Source organism: Sphingomonas sp. PvP018 (assembly GCF_017876865.1).
GTDB classification, from domain to species: domain Bacteria; phylum Pseudomonadota; class Alphaproteobacteria; order Sphingomonadales; family Sphingomonadaceae; genus Sphingomonas; species Sphingomonas aerolata.
The window spans coordinates 158,443-176,974 of the sequence record NZ_JAGIOU010000002.1 but is presented as its reverse complement, the minus strand read 5'-3'; the positions used below and the strand labels follow the sequence as shown (position 1 = coordinate 176,974).

Sequence of the window (18,532 nt, the reverse complement as noted above, 5' to 3'; positions counted from 1 at the left end):
TGATTCTGGGAATTGCCAGCCGTAAAGCGGGCCAGCAGCTAGCGCCCACTAGCGAACATCGCAACGTGCTGGCATCCTCATGAAGATAATGGAAGCTGCACGCTTGAAACGCGCTCGCCGACGCCTGCGGGGCTACTACTTCGGTAGCGGCATCATACTGGCGCTTCTCTTCATACTGGTTGCTGCCTTCATCGTCCGCTTGGTCGGCGTAGAACTGACTCGATTCTGGTCCACAGCGCTGATCGTGGCAGCCGTGCTTCTTGGGGGGAGTTATGGGATCGTACTGTTCAGTTCTATCGGCATGCACATCGTTCGCCGCCTGCTAAAACGACAGCCGATCATGGACGCCGAGGATTAGATCGGAAAGGCAGCTAGCCACCAGTTTCGGTTATACAAGCGGATGGACTAAACTCTCAAAAACTGCCGTCCAACCCGATGAACGAATGTCCGAAAGTGGGGGGCAGGGAAGGGCAATTGAATGTCCACTTGTGGGTCCACATGGCCGCCGGTCGCCAAACCAAGATCCTCAGTTTAAAAGGAAGCTAAGATCAGTGCGAAAGAGGGCACCACCGTCATAATCGAGCATTTTTCCCCTGACGCTTATGGCCTCCTCATTCTAGCACCTGAGATCGCCCTAGGTACTGGATGGCTCGGGGGTGACAGGGTCGTCGGTCGCGCAGCCATCCGTGACCTGCTGATCAAGGCCGCTCGTTTCAACGAACAGGAACGGCAGAGGCTAACCATCCATCTGCCTAGCAGGGCGATCACACTTCGGCTGGACGAAATTGAACGGCACTGTGGACCTTAAAACCGCTCGCATGGCCGATGAACGAACGTCCGCTTCTGGATAATGCTCCTAGTTCCCTGAATGACCGCAACTGGGTCCTATCTTCGGCAAGTTTCGACCAGATTGCGTCGGTCGCCTAACGGGCTTTCAACGGTAGCTTCGGCCAGAAGCTGCGGATCGGTTGGCACCAAACCGCTTGGCAGCAATGCGCCCCAGTTGCCGCCGTTCAAGGTGTTATACGGCAACTCCGGAAGCTGCCATAAGGTCGGTCGCAGGGATGGCATATCGCTATACTGGGATTGGTACGTATGCGCCGAAGAGGTGACGGGTCGTAAGCGTCTTTGGCTGCTGACTGAAAAGGGCGGCGGACGCGAACGGGTGCCCGAAGCGCTCTGCCTCATGATCGGTCCTTTGAAATGGCTCCATCGCCGCCAATGCGTCGTAGCTTGAGACGAAAGTCAGCTCATTTTTCGAGGCAGGCTGATCCGCGCGCCCACCGAGCCTAACGATCGTGTTGGTGGCGGCTTCACCCCGATCTGCATGGTCGATCCAAGAACCCCACCGCGCCACGGCGACGCCGATGACCTTCCGCGCGTTGACGATCCTGCTGGCAGTGAGTTTAGCGACGGCGTCGACAGTCGTAGCGCAAACCACCGTCTCGTCGGCGACACCTAGCGCCTGTGTCCGTCGGTGGACGACCTGTCCGGCCAGATTGACGACAACGAGGCGCATGCTGGAGGAACCGACATCGACGGCGATGCAGATCGCTCGATCCTTCACGATTTGCAGTCGGATCGCCGGCTGGCCCCTATTGCCACTCGTCCGACCGAATTCCCGCACGAAGCCGTCCTTGATCAGAAGACCCGCGATGTTCGCGATCGCTGGCATGGACAGGCCGGTGACCGCTGCAAGCTGGCGCCGGGTCTTCTGACCGGACGTTCGAAGGATTTGCAGTAACATCCGCCGGTTCCACTCGGCTGCGACTTCCAGATTCATTCCGTGCAGCATGACGCACCGTCTCCACTGCTAAAAGAATGTCGCGGGCTCCGACTTCCATCGCGAGCCATGACCTAAATCGGCCATCGCAAGCGGCGGCCCTTTTCAACGAAGCTTGATGACGGAGTTGACCACGTTCCATCCCCGTACCGACACGGAGGACGCCTTGTTCGGCGCATCGTCGCATTGAATTTCAACGGTACGCGTCTCGCCGGGAAGGAGGTTGAGATAGTTGTCCCCGTAATAGGCCGGCAGCACGCGCTCGCCTCGTTCATCCAACACAGTCATCTTGATGCCAAGAACGGGCTGAGCGCCGCGGTTGGTCACCCTCACGCCGATCGTGGACTTCGCGCCGACCGTCGCCTGCACGTCGATCTTCTGGGGCACCAAGGCGTTCAGCTTGCGATAGGCAGCGTCATCGGCGCCCTGCCAGTAAAAGTTTCTGCTCAGTTCCGTCCCGTTTCCGTCGGTTAGGGTCAGGGAGACGAAGACGAGCTTCTCCTGATCCAGAAGGGGCTGAAGACGGAGAGCGGGGAGCGTGGTGGTCGCATTGGCCGGAGCATCAACGGCCCGTTCGTCCTCGAGCAGTACCTTGTTATCCGTCGTAACTACTTTCGTAACAAGTTTCAGACCGGCTCGAGGCTCCAAAGTCGTGTTGACCACTGCCAGCGAATAGTCAGGCAGGTTCATCTGCGCGTGCACGGGTTCCAGCGCCGACTTCGTTCCGAAATAGGCACCGGGCGTGTCATAGTCGTAGCTGTACATCTGCCAATGGTTCGAGGGCCACGCGGGATGGGTCATCCAAAGCATGCGCCCGCTGTTCTTGGTCCAGAGATGGGCCGACATGCCTTCGAAGATCGCCTTATAGTCAGCGACATTCATAAGCTGTGCCTTGCGTTCGAAATCCTCGAGACTGGTGGCCTTGCCCAGTTGCACGTCCATCGTATCCATGAACGACTTTACGTCTCCGTTTCCGCCGAAGTGCCAGTCATGATACGCAAGGGTGTCGCTGATCGGCCAGAGTTCCGACTTCGGCATCATCGCCTTCAACGCTTCCAGGGTGTTGAGCGACGGAGTGCCGGTCTCGACCGAGAACCCCGACGCCAGATTCGTGAAGTAACCGACGGGAGGCCGGTAGTTGTATGGACCGGAACCCTGCAGGCCCACGACGTTCGAACTCGGCATGTAGAGCCGGGTGCCGTCCAATTCGTGGACCAGAGCATCCATCCCCTCGTTCATCAGGGGCGGCGGAACCCCCTCGTTGCGTCCGAACCACAAAAGCACAGATGGGTGATTGCGATAGCGGCTGATGACGTCGCGGGCATTGGCTATAAAGAGCTGCGGATCTTCGGGTTCTACCTGAAAGTTCTGGGTCGACATGAAGAAGTCGTTCGTGATCAGCATGCCGTATTCATCGGCGAGGTCATAGAACACGTCTTCGGTGTTCTGACCGACCCAGTTCCGGATGATGTTCACGTTGGCATTCTTGTGCAACTTGAAGAACGGTTCCATGCGCTCGCGCGGTACGCGCTTCATGAAGTCGTCCATGCCCCAGTTCCCGCCGCGTGCGGCGATCTTCACGCCGTTCACGAACACGGTGAGGTGCGGGAGCGCCATCGTCTTCTCAATCGGCCGCACTGCTGGCGACGTCTCTCCCGCGGGGGTCAGCGATTCGACCCAACCGTCCGGCGTCTCCTTGATGGCCTCATGCCGTGAATCGACGAGACTTTCCTTCGAGTCCGTCGGAGAGACCGCCACCCGGCGTAGGGATCCCGTTCGATCGAAAAGGGACAACCCGTAGCTCAGCTCGCGCATGCCGAACCGCAGGGTCCTGCTGTCGGAGGAGTGGCCACCTTGCGACGCCGAGACCTTCAAGGTGTAGAGGTTCTGTGGCCCGTATCCATTCGGCCACCACAGGCGGGGGTCGCGCACGTTCAGTGCCGAGAATTCCGCCGGTGTGAACTCGACGGTCGTGCTTCCAGGAGCCAGGACGACGTCCTTCGAGACGTCGACGCCGTCGAAACTCGCGGTGATCCGCGAGGTGACGGGTACGGCATCGAGGTTCGTAACGGGGACGCGCACGGTGACCGCGGCGCTATCTGTCCGTGGCAATGGGAGGTCGGTGATCACCTGCGCGTCGCCGACACGGAGCTCTCCGCTCGTTTGCAGTTCCACGGGCTGCCAGATGCCCATGTTGCGATCGCGAACGCCAGGGATCCAGTCCCATCCTTCGGCCGCGACGAAAGTGGGGCCGTCGATGGTTAGGTTTCCCCCGTTCATACCCGGCCCGGCTGCGACGGACTCCTCGTGCGGGATGCCCGGATGCGGCGGTCGAATGATTTTGACGGCGATCGCATTGCGACCTGCTCGGAACAACCGCGAGACATCGAACTGCCCCCGGATGAATGCCCCGCGCACGTCGCCGACGCGAGTGCCGTTGACCCAGATTTCCGCTGCGTAGTTGATGCCCTTGAAGACGAGGAACCGCTTTCCGCCAGCTTCCGACGGCATGTCGAATTCGGTGCGATACCAATAGTCCTGTCGAGCAAGACTTTCCGGAATGGCCATGTTGTTCAGGCCGTACGCGGGATCGGGATACATGCCGCGATCGACCAGCGTGGTCAGAACGGTGCCGGGCACGGTGGCCTTGTACCATTGGCCCTGTTCGAAGCCGGTGGCCGACAACTGCGCACCGGTCGCCAAAGTCTTTTCGGCAAACGCGAGGTCCCAGTTACCGATCTGCCAACGGTTCTCCGCGAGACGCGTCATGGACGGCCTCGGGCCGAGTGGTTTGGCAACAGGCTTGGCGGGAGGTGTCGCGCCTTTCGGAAGGGTCCAGTAGTCCTGTGGCTGGAAATAGCCCCGCCACTGCTTCTCCTGCCACTCCCAGCCAACGCCGGGCTTGGCGAGTTGCGCGGGCATGACCTCGGGCCTCGTCTTGGCCAGCGCCTTCAGCTCCGACGGAGACGCAACCCTCGACAGCATTCGGAGTTCGAAGATGTCCCCGCCGAAATGCTGAACGTCGGCAAGCACGCCGGTACCAGACGCCGGAGCCAGAGCCAGCACCGGCGTCAATGGCGACGAATTCGGCGCAGACGTTCCGACCATGACGCCGTCGGCAAACAGTCGAACGGATCGACCGTCGCTCGACGCCGTCACGAACGTCCAGCGTCCGACCGGCACCGACGCTCTCGACCGCGTCGGCGCGCCATGCCCGTTCCAGAAGGCGAGATGGCCGCCGTCGATCACGATGGCCCTAACTGCATCGCCGCGTCCAACCTGCGCGACAATGCTCCGGCCAGATCGTTCTACGTTGGGCCGGATCCAGGCCGATATCGTCCATGGGTCGCTGGGCTTGAGCCCGGGAGCGGTTGCCGGCAGTTCGCGTTCGAGGCCGATACCATCCGCAAGAATGGTAGCGCTGTGCGGCCCCGTTGCGGCAGACTCTCCTCGATCCACAACTTCGGACGGGTCCTGCGCGCTGCCTTGTGCAGCACTGAACGCCAGGATGGCGATGCCGCACAACGAAGCTAGCCGAAGGCGTCTTTGGTGGAGGTTCATCGATTTTCCTCTCAATCTCGAGGCTGTCCGCGTTGGTCGTGGGCGACCTTCGAGGATCAGGCGTGGGTGGCAGCGTTCGGTGTTACCGTTGCATCCAAGGCGTCCAAGGCCAGAGCGAGCGAGCCCAGCGGACCAGCTTCGTCGCCAAGACCCGGCGCTACCAGCAGCGTCTCGAGCTGCGCCGTGATCACATCCGAACCGGCATAGCCGCCCATCCGCGGTTCCAGCCGGCTGCGGATCATGGGGATAAGGAACGGCCGCCGAGATGGGACGCCACCTCCCAACAGAATGCGCTCCGGCACGACAGTGAAGAGCATGTTGTGCATCATGGTCGCCAACGCATCCGCGACGTGCTCCCATACCGGGTGATCGTCCGCGATGGCGTCACCTGACATGCCGGTCCGCCTTTCTATCGCTGGACCGGAAACCAGACCTTCGACGCAGTCCCCGTGGAACGGGCATGCGCCTTCCCACTCATCACTAGGCTCGCGCCTCACGAGCATGTGTCCCGCCTCGGGATGGCCAAGCCCATGAACGGTCTGCCTTCCAACCACGATGCCTGCACCCACCCCCGTGCCAACGGTAATGTAAGTCCAGCTCGAAAGGCCTCGGGCTGCACCCCATCGACCTTCGGCCAGCGCTGCCGCGTTCACGTCTGTATCGGCCCCGGTCGGGACATCGTAGCGTCGCATCAGCCGCTGGACCACGTCCGCACCATGCCATCCGGGTTTAGTCGTCTTCCCGATGCGGCCGAAGTCGTCGGACGACCGGTTCAGTTCAATCGGCCCGAAGCTGCCTATGCCGAGCGCCCGCAGATCGTGGGTCCGCATCCAGCCATCAAGTATCCTCTCGATGTCGGCGAGCGTCGAGACAGGGTCGCGCGTCGCAAGTCTTCTTGTCTCGACGATGTCGTCATGGCCACGGGCCAGTGTGCAGATGATCTTGGTGCCGCCGAGCTCTATCCCGACGATGCAGTCTCCGCGAACCGTCTTAGCCGTCGGCTTCGCCCCAGCACGGATGTCCTGAGTGTGCATCTCCATCATCGCACCACCACCGTCGAAGGCGTCACGTTCCATCCGCTCAAGCGAACGCTCACCGACCCGGTCGCGCGGCTCGTCGGGTATCGCACGGCGATCACCCGTTCTTCTCCTGGAAGAAGAGAGACGTAGTTGTCGGTGAAGTAGGCTGGCAGAACCTGTTTTCCGGCTGCGTCGAAAAGCGTGGCCTTCGCCTCGATGATCGGCGTCTGAGCGGCATTGCGAAGCGTGATGGTAGCGGCTGTCTCCGTTCCGTCGATCCGTGCCGTCGTGGACGCCGTCAGGCCGACCTTAGGCATCGCCGTCATACCCTTCAGGTCTGATGGCTGGCGGCCCTCCCAATAGAAGTTTCGCGAGAGGCTCGTGCCCTTTGCATCCATGGCTTCGAGACTGACCAGCGTCACCGGATTCGAACTCAATGTTGCAGGAGCGATCGTCATGGCGTCTGAAACGCCTTCGCCAGCCGCATCCAACTGCACGGAACGATCCGCGATGACCTTGCCTTGCAGATCGGTCATCCTCACTCGAACTTTCAGCCCGCGCAGCGGTTCGCGCGTGTTGTTGACCACCACGATCTTGTGATCCGGCAGGTTCATCTGCACGTGGACCGGTTCCGACGACTTCTGGACCGCGTAGTAGGACGCCTGCGTATCGTAATCCGAGCTGAAGATGTTCCATGCGCTGGACGGCCAGGAAGGTTGGGTCATCCACAGCATCCGAGCGCTGTTCGTCTTCCAGATGCCGGCGTTGAACCCTTCGAAGATGGCCCGGTGCGAGTCATACTGCAGAAGCTGCGCCTTGCCGCTGAAGTCCTCTAGGCTGGTCGGTTCACCGAAACGAACGCGCATGGCGTCCATGTAGGTCTTGACCGATCCGCCCCGATCCTGATGCCAGTCGTGGTAGGCCCATGCGTCGCTGATCGGCCAGAGATCCTCCTTCGGGATCGCGCGCTTCCAGCTTTCCAGAGTAGGGAATGACGGCGTGCCGAGTTCCACCGCAAAACCCTTGGCATGCTCGGTGAAGTAGGTTTCGGGTTCCCGCCAGTCATAGGGCCCGCTTCCGGCAAGATTCACGTTATTGGAGGAGCCCATGTAAAGCCGGGTTCCATCCTCCTTTTCGATCAACGACTGCAAAGCAACGTTGAGCGACGGCTGCGGAACACCCTCGTTCCGGCCGATCCACGCAACGATCGATGGGTGATTCCGATACCGGGCCACGACGTCCTGCGCATTGTTCATGAACAGGGGCACATCGTCGACCTGCTGGTTGTAATCTTGTGTCGATTCCCAGAAATCGTTGAGAACCATCAGGCCATATTCGTCCGCCAGATCGAAGAACACGTCCTCGGTGTTCTGGCCGACCCAGTTGCGGATGATGTTCATGTTGCCGTCGCGGTGCAGGCGGAAGAAAGGCTCCAGTCGGTCGCGCTCGATGCGCTTCATGAAATCGTCCATGCCGATGTTCCCGCCCCGAGCGGCGATGCGGACGCCGTTCACGCGGATGACGAGATGCGGCGCGAGCTCCTCCTCGCCATCGATCCGCGTTACAGCGGCCGACTTGAGCGCACCTGGCGCCAGGGATGCGGCCCAGCCGCCCTTGACCTTGCGGATTCCGTCGTGAGTGCCATCGACGATATGCTGTCCCATCGATCTGGCGCGAGAAAGATCGATGCCGACCCGACGCAGCTCTCCCGCATCGTCCATCAACGACATGTCGTAGGTCACCTGCCGAATCCCGAAGCGCGTCGTGCGCTCGTCGGACTTCCTCCCTGCGATCGACGTCTCGATGCGCAGATCGTGGAGGTTCGGCTTGCCGTAGCCGTTAGGCCACCAGAGTAGCGGGTTCCGGACGGTGAGTTGCGGAAACTCGCCGGGCATGAACGCGACGACGGTCTTCTGCCGCGGGGCGAGTTGAACGGAACGGCTGACGGCGACGTCGTCGAAGCTCGCGCGCACGACGGTTTCGACAGCCTGATCCGTAAGGTTCTCGACCGGGACGCGAACCTCGACGTTCGCGAGGCTGTTGTCAGGCTTTGGAAGCGTCGTGACGATCTGCGGATCGCCTATCCGCGCCGCGCTGACCTGTTCGATCAGCACGGGCTGCCAGATCCCCATGTTCCGATCGCGGATGGACGGTATCCAGTCCCAGCCTTCGGCTGCGACAAAGGTGGGGCCGTCAAGAACGAGCATGCCACCGTTCTCGCCGGCACCGGCCTTCAAGGACTCCTCCTGGGCGATGCCGGGATGGGGCGGGGGAAGGATCTTCACGGCGATTGCGGCAATGGTGCCAGGCGCGGCCACCTTCGAGATGTCGAAGCGGCCGCGAACGAATGCGCCCTTCACATCACCGACGAGCTGCCCATTGACCCAGATCTCCGCGGCATAGTTGATCCCCTTGAACGTGAGGAACGTGTTCGTCGCGGCTTTTCCCGCTGGCACGCGGAATTGTGTGCGATACCAGTAGGCCTGCCGGCTGAGCTTCTCCGGAATGGCCATGTTGTTGAGGCCGTAACCAGGATCAGGATAGACGCCCCGATCTACCAGAGTCGTCAGGACGGTTCCCGGCACCGTGGCGACGTGCCAGCGGCTGACGTCGTATCCAGCCTTGGACACGACCGCTCCTGCGTCGTGGATGTCCGGTGCGGCAACGAGGCGCCAGCCGTTCAGCGTCCAGCGCCCATCCGCGCTGCTCGCCAGAACCGGCAGATCCGGAATCGGCTTGGCGATCGGAGCCGAAAAGGGCGCACCTGACTTCGGGAGCGTATCGGCGGACTGAGGTGCCTCCATACCGATCTGCTGCTTCTTCTGCACCGGCCACTTCGGGCTGTTCGTCGCGAAGCCGATGAGATCCGGATTTGGAAGCCGGCCCGCCTCAGATTCGATCGTTGCTGACGGGGTCCCGGACTGGTCCAGGCGAACGTCCGCCAAGCGGCCTGCGAACGTCTGGTAGCCGGACTGGCGTGGCGCGACCGTCATCGATCCCTGGGAAGCGAACCCTTCTAGGTGTCGAGCCCGCCCCGCGGTTCTGCCATTGACGTACAGGATGAGGCCGTTGGCATCGTTGATCACCGCAAAATGGGTCCAACGCCCGACCGGCATCGTCGCATTGGCGGTGATTCTGGTCGAGCCCGCAATGAAGGTAGGACGCCCCTTGACCAGGTTCAGCGCGAACGCGACCTTCCCCTGATCAGCTTGCGCCATCAGCGGCGCATCCGCTGCCGAAGCGTCCTTGGGCAATACCCACCCGCTCAGTGCGAAGTCACCGGTTCGAGCCGTAGCGTTCGCTGACCGCGCCGCGATTGGGACCTTAACGCTGTCGCCGCCACGCGCGATGTCGACGTTGATGGGACTGCCCACGACGGCTGATGGCTCGCTAGCCGAGGCCTGCCACCCGCTAAGCGCCGTTGCCGCAAGCGCTACCGCCAAATACTTCATGCTTCCTCCCTCAGGCGTCAAAACCATTTGCTGCCTACCAGTTCGGGGCAGCCATGATCGATCGTCGATGACTGGGATAGCACCGCCCTAAATTTATTCAATCAAATTGAATAAGTCTTGATCTCGACTTCTCGGTGTGTTTCTCTGCAACTCTAAGACAGGGCTTAGACACCGGTCGTCACAGGAGAGGACTCGACGCTGCGGCAACCGCGGCGCTCGTCCCCGCTTGCGCGATCAACACAGGGGACGATACCATGCGCACGGGCAGACAGCTCATCGCAATGCGCCTGCTTGCAGGCTCGGCAGCTATTCTGATGCATCCTGACGCTGCATTGGCGCAGCAAGAGGTATCGTCTGCCGCACAGGAGGACGTGTCGCAGGATATCGTCGTCACGGGCGTCCGCGGCGCGCAGCAGAAGGCGATCAACGTCAAGCGCGATGCAGCACAAATCGTGGACTCGATCGCGGCGGAAGACATCGGCAAGCTGCCGGATGCGACCATCGCGGACTCTCTGCAGCGGGTGCCCGGCGTCCAGATCACGCGATCCGCAGGGGAGGGGGCTTCCCTAAACATCCGTGGTCTGGGTCAGGTGCTCACGACATTGAACGGGGAGCAGTTTCTAGGTGCCTCGAACATAACGGGAGCGCAGCCAAACCTCACCGACGTCCCATCGGAACTCTTCGCCGGCGTCGACGTGATAAAGTCGCCAACGGCGCGCAACCTGTCCGGCGGTGTCTCCGGGATCGTCGATCTCAAGACGCGCCGTCCCTTCGACCTACCCAAGGGGTTGACCGCATCGGTGTCGGGTCAGCACGTCTACGGAAACCGCACCAAGGACTGGAGCCAGCAGTATTCGGCGCTAGTCGGATGGAACAACGGCCGGTTCGGCGGACTGCTTGCGGTAGCATACGACGACCTGACGCTGTCAAATCAGCGCCCATCGATCACCAACGGCATTCGCAAGACGACGGACAGGGCGGCGGGTTTTGACACGAGAGGCGATGGCGACATCACGAACAGCACCCTGCGCGCCGATGGCGACTACTTCTACAATCCCGTCGCCTTCGAAATGAGCAACTCGATCACTGATCGACAGAGGCTGGGCGCGAACGCGTCGGCGCAGTATCAGATCACGGACTCGCTCCAGCTCATTGGAGATCTGGCCTACACGCGCCTGCGAAACCGAGACTCCGGCGTTTCGGCCGTGCTGCACAACAATTTTTCCGACAACGCCTACCAGTCCAGTTCGATCATCGACGGAAACGGCGTGCTGGAGGTCGGAAACGCGAACCTGTTCCGTTTCCACACATCGACCATCAACAACTATACCAAGGCTCGTTCGCTTAACACGAACGTTGAACTGCGCTTCGACGATGGAGGCCCGTTCACAGCGTCGGCGCGCTGGGTGCAGGCGGATTCGAAATCGAGCTACATCTCCGGCAACGTCGATGCATGGGCCACCAGAAGCATTCTCGTTCCGAGGAGCTCGAGCGTCGCCGACTGCACGGCGACGCCGGCGTCCTGCGTCTACGGCAATCCGGGCGGTCTTCCCAGCGTCCTCGCTAGCATCGACTTCCGCAACCACTACCCTGCGGTGTCGTTCGCGAGCGACGTGACGAACCCTGCGCTTTACTCGCTGACGTCCACATGGGCCTTCGGAAACCGCTCCGAAGCACAGCTCGACGCGTATCGGATTGATGGGGCCTACCAGGTCAGCGACGACGGCCTTCTGCGAAAGCTACAGTTCGGCGGCCGATACGGAACGCGTGACGTCAGCAACGACGCTTTCCGGCTCTTGTCTCCGATCTCGTTCGGCGGGACGCCTTATCTCTACTACTTCAAGGACGCGACTGGCATTAACCGGGTCAACGGGCTCAACCGCTCCCTCGTGCCGGTGCGCAAGTTCGCCGACATTCCCGGCCTGACCACGATGGCCACCGGCTTTGGTCCCATTACGGGCATTCCAGCCCTACCAGCGATCAATCCGACCGCGCTCAACGATGTCCAGCAGTTCAATGAGGCATTGTTTCCTGGTACGCGGGAATTCGCAAACCCGACCCAGTCGTATCGCGTCAACAGTCGTGACGTCGCCGCCTACCTTCAGGCGGACGTCGGCGGGCAGCTGATCGTTCCGTTCACTGGGAACGTAGGATTGCGCTACGCGCGCAACTCGCTCGACATCTTCACCAACCCAGCGAACGGGATCGCCTTCGTCGGGTTGAACGCCAACAACGGCGTCCAGCTCGCGCTGCCCACCGTAAAATACAATAACGACAGCGACTTCTGGCTACCGAATGCCAATCTCAATTTTGAGCTGGCGAGCGACATGCGACTGCGGTTCGCGTTCGCCAAGGTCGTCGGGACCTACGATCTGGCCACGCTCGGGCAGGGCTTCGCGTTCAGTTACGTCATCAACGGTTCGCGGACGTTCAACGGGCAGCCCCTCCCGTCGGATCTGAAACGGTTCAACTCGGGATCCGCCGGAAACCCATCTCTGAAGCTTCCGCAGTCGACGAACTACAATGTTTCCTATGAGTGGTATTTCTCGCGCAACAGCATCCTGTCGGTGGCTGCCTTCCTGTTCGACGTTAAATCGTTCCTACAAACGAACACGGCCATAGAAGCGCAGCCAGACGAAGACGACGTCATTCGCGAGGGGGGACCAGTGACGCGCCCTGGTAATGGGAAGGGCGGAATCATCAAAGGTGTGGAGATTGGGCTCCAGACGACCTTCGACTATCTGCCTGGTCTGCTCAGCGGCTTCGGCACGCAGCTGAACTACACGTTGTCCGACAGCAGCAGCTCGAACGTCGATCTCTTTGGAAGGACGCTGCCCGTTCCAGACAACTCCCGACACCAGGTCAACGCTGTCGTCTTCTATCAGAAGGGGCCATTCCAGGGGCGGGTCGCGATGAACTACCGCAGCAAGCGGTTCAACGGCCTGACCCCCGCCGGAAGTGACAATCTGGCCGTCTTCACGAAACCGACGAACTATCTGGACGCGTCACTCAGCTACGACGTCACGCCGCGCTTCACTGTATACGTGCAGGGCACCAACCTCACGCAGGAGAACGAGGAGCGCTACGCCCAGTTCAAGAACTTCTATCTCGATCAGGCCATCTTCGAATGCCGCGTCTTGGGCGGGGTTCGGATACGGCTATGAAACGCACGAACGCGTCTGCACAGCTTGCCAGTTGGATCGTCCGGAGCGTGATCGCGATTGTCGCGCTTTCGGGCGGCGCCGCAGCATCCGCGGCACGTCCCCGCTGCGAACTGACGCCATCCGGGCGACAGGTCATCGAGATCGGGACGGTGGGCATGGCGCGTCCGGTATTGCTCTACGTGCCTCACGCGACCCGGTCCTGGAAGGCCCTGCCGCTCATTCTCAACCTGCATGGTAGCGGCTCGAATGGCGCACAGCAGCTCGACCGTTCGGGATTGATGGAGCTCGCGGATCGCCACCACGTGATCGTGGCTTCGCCGGATGGGGGGCTGACTCTTCCCTCCGGTGGCCTGGCCTGGAACATACCAGGCGTGCCGACCACGGCCGGGACCTTGCCCCCCGCCAATGCGCTGGATGACGTCGCGCGCATCTTGGCGTTGATCGACATGTTGATCGCCAAGGGCTGCACCGACCCAGAACGCGTTTACGCAACCGGTCTATCCGGAGGCGGCCGGATGGTCTCACTGCTTGGCTGCGTTCTGTCTGATCGCCTGGCGGCGATCGCGCCGGTGGTAGGGCTGAGAGCGGGGGCGCCAGATCGCTCGACGCCTTCGAAACCCGACGTGAAGACCTGCCAGCCGACAAGGCCTATGCCAGTCGTCGCCTTTTCGGGTGGCGCCGACACCACAAATCCCATCGATGGCGGTGGAGCGAGGTATTGGCAGTATGGGTTGCTGGCAGCCGAGCGCCGTTGGGCGGACATTGATGGATGCCGAGGTGTAGCCGAAACTGAACTCGGTAGGTCCGGAAGAATGAAGCGTCGTTATCTCGGCTGCAAGCCGGGGGCGGACGTAGTCTCCTATGTGACGAGGAGTGGCACACACCAGTGGGGCGTCGCAGACACGCGGCTTATGTGGCGCTTCATGTCCGAACATAGCCGTCCAGTTAGAAGTGACCGAGCAGCCCCCACCAGAGCTCTCGGCGGAAAGTAGCATAGCACCTTTTATTCAATCAAATTGAATAAGTATTGCAAACGCAAATAAAAGCTGCTTTTCAGGCAAAACCAAGAGGGCTTGGAAAGAGCCCAGTGGGGGAGGGAACATGACACTGCGCCGAAGCGCCGTGCACGTTCGAGTTCCCTCCCGGTCAGGATGAGGGGATGAAGGCAATGCGTAAACTCACAGCACTCCGATCGGTTCTGTTCACGGCCAGCTCGGTCGTAGCGCTTCTGGGCGCACAGTCCGCGACGGCGCAGCAGACCACGTCGGACGGTCCGGCAGCAGCGGCCCCGGATGCAGGCACGCCACCGGTCCAGGAAGCCGTTTCTAACGAGCAGGACATTGTCGTCACCGGCGTCCGTGGCGCCCAGCAGAAGGCAATCAATGTCAAGCGCGAGGCGTCGCAGATCGTCGACTCGATTGCCGCCGAAGACATCGGCAAGCTGCCGGACGTGACAATCGCGGACTCGCTTCAGCGCGTCACCGGCGTGCAGATCACGCGTTCCGCAGGGCAGGGTGCGTCCGTCAACATCCGCGGTCTCGCGAACGTCCTCACGACATTGAACGGCGAGCAGTTCCTCGGTGCCTCGAACATCACCGGTGCGCAGCCGAACCTTACCGACATTCCGTCAACCCTCTTCGCGGGCGTGGACGTGATCAAGTCGCCGACGGCCGGCGATCTGACCGGCGGCAACTCGGGCATCATCGCGCTCAAGACCCGCCGGCCCTTCGACCTTCACAAGGGACTAACCGCCACTGGCGCGGTGCAGGACACCTATGGCAGCGGGACAAAGGACTGGAGCCAGAACGCCTCTGCCTTGGTCGCCTACAACGGCAGCCGCATCGGCTTCCTCGTCGCGGGCTCGTATGACAACGAGATATTGAGCAACAAGAACCCGCGCGTGACCAACGGCATCCTGAAGACGACCGATGCCCAGGCCGGCTTCGACGTCCGCAAGGACGGCGACATCACGAACAGCACAAAGCTCGCCGACAAGGACTACTTCTACAACCCCGTCGCTCTCGAGTTCGACAATGGGCAGACGCAGCGCGAGCGTATCGGGGCGAACGCTTCGGTGCAGTACGACGTCACGGATTCGATCCAGCTCATCGGCGACGTCGCCTACACCCGGTTCCGCAACAGGAACTCGGGCAACACGGCTGTGCTGCACGGGAACTTCTCCAACGACAGCTACCTCCCGTCGTCGATCATCGATAGCAATGGCGTCGTCCAGTTCGCTGACCTGAACCTGTCGCGGTTTCAGGTTCACACGCTGAACGCGTACAACAAGGCTCGATCGCTCAATACGAACCTCGAGGCTCGTTTCAAGAACGACGGACCATTCAGCGCGACCCTGCGCTACGTCCATGGCGATTCGCGAAACAACTCTACCCAGACCGACATCGACTCCTGGGCCACCAGGGCAGGCGTTGTTCCCCGTTCGCTTCCGACCAGCTGCGCCGGAGCAACGATTCCCGCCAACTGCAGCTACGCCAACCCAGGTGGTCTAGCCGCGGTTCGCGCGACGGTGGACTGGCGCGGATCGGAGCCATCGGTGAACTTCCTCACGGACGTAACGAACCCGGCGAACTACTCCCTGACCTCCACCTGGTCGCAGGGCTCCAAGCAGAAGGCGACGCTCGACGTATACCGTGCAGACGCGCAATACGATACGGACCTCGGACCTCTCAAAAACATCCGTATCGGTGGCAGGTATGGTAATCGCGACGCCAGCAACAACGCATTCCGATATCTGTCGCCTATCGGTCCGGCCGGACATCTCTATTTTTACAAGGATCCCCTCATCGTCGATACGGTGGGCTACAGCGTCGTGCCGATCCGCAAGTTCAACGATCTCCCAGGACTAATCACGTCCGCGGGCGGTTTCGGGCCCATCAGCGGCATCCCCAACGTTCCTGCCATCTCGCCCAACGCCTTGAACGATGTGAACGCCTACAACGCGCTGCTCTTCCCAGGCACGAAGGCCTACCTCGACCCGCAGAACAGCTATCGCGTAACCCAGCGACAGATCAGCGCGTATGCCGAGGCCAATTTCGACGGCTCACTCGGTTCGCTGGACTTCACCGGGAATGCCGGCGTGCGCTACGTGAAGACCAAACTCGGCATCTACTCGTTCCCCACGGGCAACCAGTTCATCGGCGATCTGTCGTTCAACGGCGTGGCGATCGCGACGGGAACGTCCAAGTCCAACAACGACAGCGACGACTTCCTGCCTGACGCCAACCTCAGCCTGCACGTGCGGCAGGACATGTATCTCCGCTTCGCCTACGCCAAAACGCTCGGCCAGCTCGACCTCTCGCAGTTCGGGCGCGGTCTGGCATCGTCGTTCGCGGTTAACGGAACGCGGACCTATCAGGGGGTGGCGCTCGATCCGAACCTCCAGCGCTACAGTTCGGGGTCGGCAGGCAACCCCAATCTCGAGCTACCGCGATCGGCCAACTACAACGTCTCCTACGAGTGGTACTTCAACCAGAGCAGCCTTCTTTCCGTCGCCGCCTTCTGGTTCGACGTTAAGAGCTTCCTCCAGACAAACACCCTGATCGAAGCCCAGCCCGACGCCGACGGCGTCGTCCGTGAAGGCGGACCGGTCACGCGACCGGTCAACGGCAAGGGCGGCTCGATCAAGGGCGTCGAAGTCGGTTTCCAGACGGTTTTCGATTGGCTGCCTGGTGTGCTCAGCGGGTTCGGCGGCCAGCTGAACTACACCTACTCCGACAGCGGCAGTTCCAACGTCGATCTCTTCGGCAAGTCGCTGCCCGTTCCGGACAACTCGAAGCACCAAGCCAACGCAGTGCTGTTCTATCAGAAGGGCCCAGTGCAGGGTCGCGTGGCCTACAACTATCGCAGCAAGCGCTTCGGTGGGTTCGTCGCCGCGGCTGATGACAATCTGGCCGTCTGGAACCGCGCGACAGGCTATCTGGACGCGTCCGCGAGTTATGATGTGACACCGAAGTTCACGATGTTCGTGCAAGGGTCGAACCTGACCAAGGAGAACGAGGAGCAATACGCCCAGTTCAAAAACTTCTGGTATGGCTCCAGCATCTTCGAACGCCGAGTGACCTTTGGCGTCCGCATCCGCAACTGAGCTTCACGCGATACCCTAGGCTGGTTCTCCTCCCCTTGACCAGCCACTCACGGGGTTCACTCAGGCCGCAGCGACATTTCGCTGCGGCCATATTTTTGTTCGCGTCACCAGCCGTATTTGATGCAATATGGAGGGGATGAATGATAGCGGTAACGGTAAGATGGTGGCGACGGTGTCCAAGGACGACGGCATGCGTGGCAACGACCGGCAGCCACGACTGACCGTCGGCCTGTCTGGCAGCAATCTTGTCCGCGTCAGCGACTTCAACCAGCGGGTGGTCCTGCAGGCTATCCGTGTCGCAGGAGGCGAGGTTTCAAGGTCCGAACTCGCCGCGGCGACCGGCCTCACGTTTCCCACCATAGCCAACATCACCCGTCGTCTTATCGACGAGGGCCTCATCCACGAGACCGCCCGCATCAAAGGCCCCAGAGGTAGCCCCGCTTCGCGGCTCGCGATCGATCCCGATGGCTGCTTTTCTCTAGGGGTCAACATCGATCGGGATCATGTCGCCGTCGTGATCCTCGACCTCGCGGGGGGCGTTCGCGCGAGATCCGTCAAGGAGGTGGATTTCCCTAGTCCTGAAATGGTCGTCGACTTCGTTCAGGAGTGGTACGCCGAGACGACTGACGCATTGAAACTGGACCGAGAACGCTTCATCGGTATCGGTCTTGCGATACCTGACGATATCGGAACAATCGCGCTGCCGAAGATGCCGGACGCATACGGCGTCTGGGCAACGACGAACGTCTCACTCATGCTTCAAGACGGACTGAGCCTGCCCGTCCTCCGCGACAACGACGCCGCAGCGGCGGCGATCGGGGAAGCGCAGTTCGGCAACGGACGGCAATTCACCGACTTCTTCTACGTGTTGATCAGCGCCGGACTGGGCGGTGCTGTCGTAGTGGACAACGAGTATGTGCGCGGCGGAAACGGGCGAGCAGGTGAACTCGGACTGCTTCCTGCCAACTTCAACCATCCCGCGGGGCCGACCGTCCAGGACTGCGTGTCCCTGTCTGAACTTAGACTCAGGCTGGAGAAAGCGGGATATACGGGTAGCGTGGCGGAACTTCGCGCAGACGTCGAACGCCACAACCCGGTTGTCCGCGCTTGGTCCCTGGAAGCGGCAAAGACTCTTACGCTCCCCATCATGACGGTGAACGCCCTTCTCAACCCGACGGCGATCTTCATCGGCGCACGACTGCCGTCGTGTCTGCTGGACAGCCTTATACTCGAACTGAATCGTAACATCGCCGCGCTCGGCAGCTCGGTCCCGAACATGGCTTTGATCCAACGAGCGAGTCATGACGAGGACGCCGTCGCGATCGGTGCGGCCATCCTGCCGTTCATTGCCCATACGCTGCCGTCTCACGCCGCTCTTATGAAGAACCTTAGCTGACGCCATGCTACGGACCGCTACGCCCTGACATAGCGCTACTATAGAAATCTAA

At 61.2% G+C, this 18,532-nt stretch carries 9 protein-coding genes; 5 read left to right on the top strand and 4 right to left on the bottom strand.

Going from position 1 to position 18,532, the window contains the following annotated elements; translation table 11 throughout:
* Window positions 1–79: 79 nt before the first annotated feature.
* Window positions 80–358, top strand: coding sequence for a hypothetical protein (locus tag J3A66_RS18890; protein WP_209570692.1), 279 nt, complete (start codon window positions 80–82; stop codon window positions 356–358).
* Window positions 359–1,075: 717 nt separating this feature from the next.
* On the opposite strand, the gene J3A66_RS18885 is transcribed toward J3A66_RS18890, so the two are convergent.
* The 4 genes from J3A66_RS18885 to J3A66_RS18870 form a co-directional block, all read right to left on the bottom strand.
* On the bottom strand, window positions 1,076–1,795 hold the full coding sequence (locus tag J3A66_RS18885; protein ID WP_209570691.1) for an ROK family protein: 720 nt from the start codon (window positions 1,793–1,795) through the stop codon (window positions 1,076–1,078).
* A 93-nt stretch (window positions 1,796–1,888) separates the two neighbouring features.
* Window positions 1,889–5,344, bottom strand: a complete 3,456-nt coding sequence (locus J3A66_RS18880; protein WP_209570690.1) for a LamG-like jellyroll fold domain-containing protein — start codon at window positions 5,342–5,344, stop codon at window positions 1,889–1,891.
* Between the two features lie 56 nt (window positions 5,345–5,400).
* The gene (locus J3A66_RS18875; RefSeq protein ID WP_245337155.1) at window positions 5,401–6,420 is read right to left on the bottom strand and encodes an ROK family protein; all 1,020 of its coding nucleotides are present in this window, start codon (window positions 6,418–6,420) and stop codon (window positions 5,401–5,403) included.
* Complete coding sequence (locus J3A66_RS18870) at window positions 6,384–9,815, bottom strand: LamG-like jellyroll fold domain-containing protein (RefSeq protein WP_209570689.1); 3,432 nt, start codon at window positions 9,813–9,815, stop codon at window positions 6,384–6,386. The genes J3A66_RS18875 and J3A66_RS18870 overlap by 37 nt, the downstream gene beginning before the upstream one ends.
* A gap of 254 nt (window positions 9,816–10,069) precedes the next feature.
* On the opposite strand from J3A66_RS18870, the gene J3A66_RS18865 reads away from it, so the two are divergent.
* From J3A66_RS18865 to J3A66_RS18850, 4 genes are all read left to right on the top strand, one after another.
* A complete protein-coding gene (locus tag J3A66_RS18865) occupies window positions 10,070–12,979 on the top strand; it encodes a TonB-dependent receptor (protein WP_209570688.1) in 2,910 nt (969 codons plus the stop codon).
* Complete coding sequence (locus J3A66_RS18860; RefSeq protein ID WP_209570687.1) at window positions 12,976–13,971, top strand: PHB depolymerase family esterase; 996 nt, start codon at window positions 12,976–12,978, stop codon at window positions 13,969–13,971. Before J3A66_RS18865 ends, J3A66_RS18860 begins: the two co-directional genes overlap by 4 nt.
* Before the next feature lie 167 nt (window positions 13,972–14,138).
* Entirely contained in the window at window positions 14,139–17,084 is a 2,946-nt protein-coding gene (locus J3A66_RS18855) for a TonB-dependent receptor (RefSeq protein ID WP_209570686.1), read from the top strand.
* A 136-nt stretch (window positions 17,085–17,220) separates the two neighbouring features.
* Window positions 17,221–18,480, top strand: coding sequence for an ROK family transcriptional regulator (locus J3A66_RS18850; RefSeq protein WP_209570685.1), 1,260 nt, complete (start codon window positions 17,221–17,223; stop codon window positions 18,478–18,480).
* Window positions 18,481–18,532 lie beyond the last annotated feature (52 nt).

Coding starts and splice junctions, on each gene's coding strand:
- J3A66_RS18890 (WP_209570692.1), top strand. CDS start 80: ATGAAGATAATGGAAGCTGCACGCTTGAAACGCGCTCGCCGACGCCTG.
- J3A66_RS18885 (WP_209570691.1), bottom strand. CDS start 1,795: ATGCTGCACGGAATGAATCTGGAAGTCGCAGCCGAGTGGAACCGGCGG.
- J3A66_RS18880 (WP_209570690.1), bottom strand. CDS start 5,344: ATGAACCTCCACCAAAGACGCCTTCGGCTAGCTTCGTTGTGCGGCATC.
- J3A66_RS18875 (WP_245337155.1), bottom strand. CDS start 6,420: ATGGAACGTGACGCCTTCGACGGTGGTGGTGCGATGATGGAGATGCAC.
- J3A66_RS18870 (WP_209570689.1), bottom strand. CDS start 9,815: ATGAAGTATTTGGCGGTAGCGCTTGCGGCAACGGCGCTTAGCGGGTGG.
- J3A66_RS18865 (WP_209570688.1), top strand. CDS start 10,070: ATGCGCACGGGCAGACAGCTCATCGCAATGCGCCTGCTTGCAGGCTCG.
- J3A66_RS18860 (WP_209570687.1), top strand. CDS start 12,976: ATGAAACGCACGAACGCGTCTGCACAGCTTGCCAGTTGGATCGTCCGG.
- J3A66_RS18855 (WP_209570686.1), top strand. CDS start 14,139: ATGAAGGCAATGCGTAAACTCACAGCACTCCGATCGGTTCTGTTCACG.
- J3A66_RS18850 (WP_209570685.1), top strand. CDS start 17,221: ATGAATGATAGCGGTAACGGTAAGATGGTGGCGACGGTGTCCAAGGAC.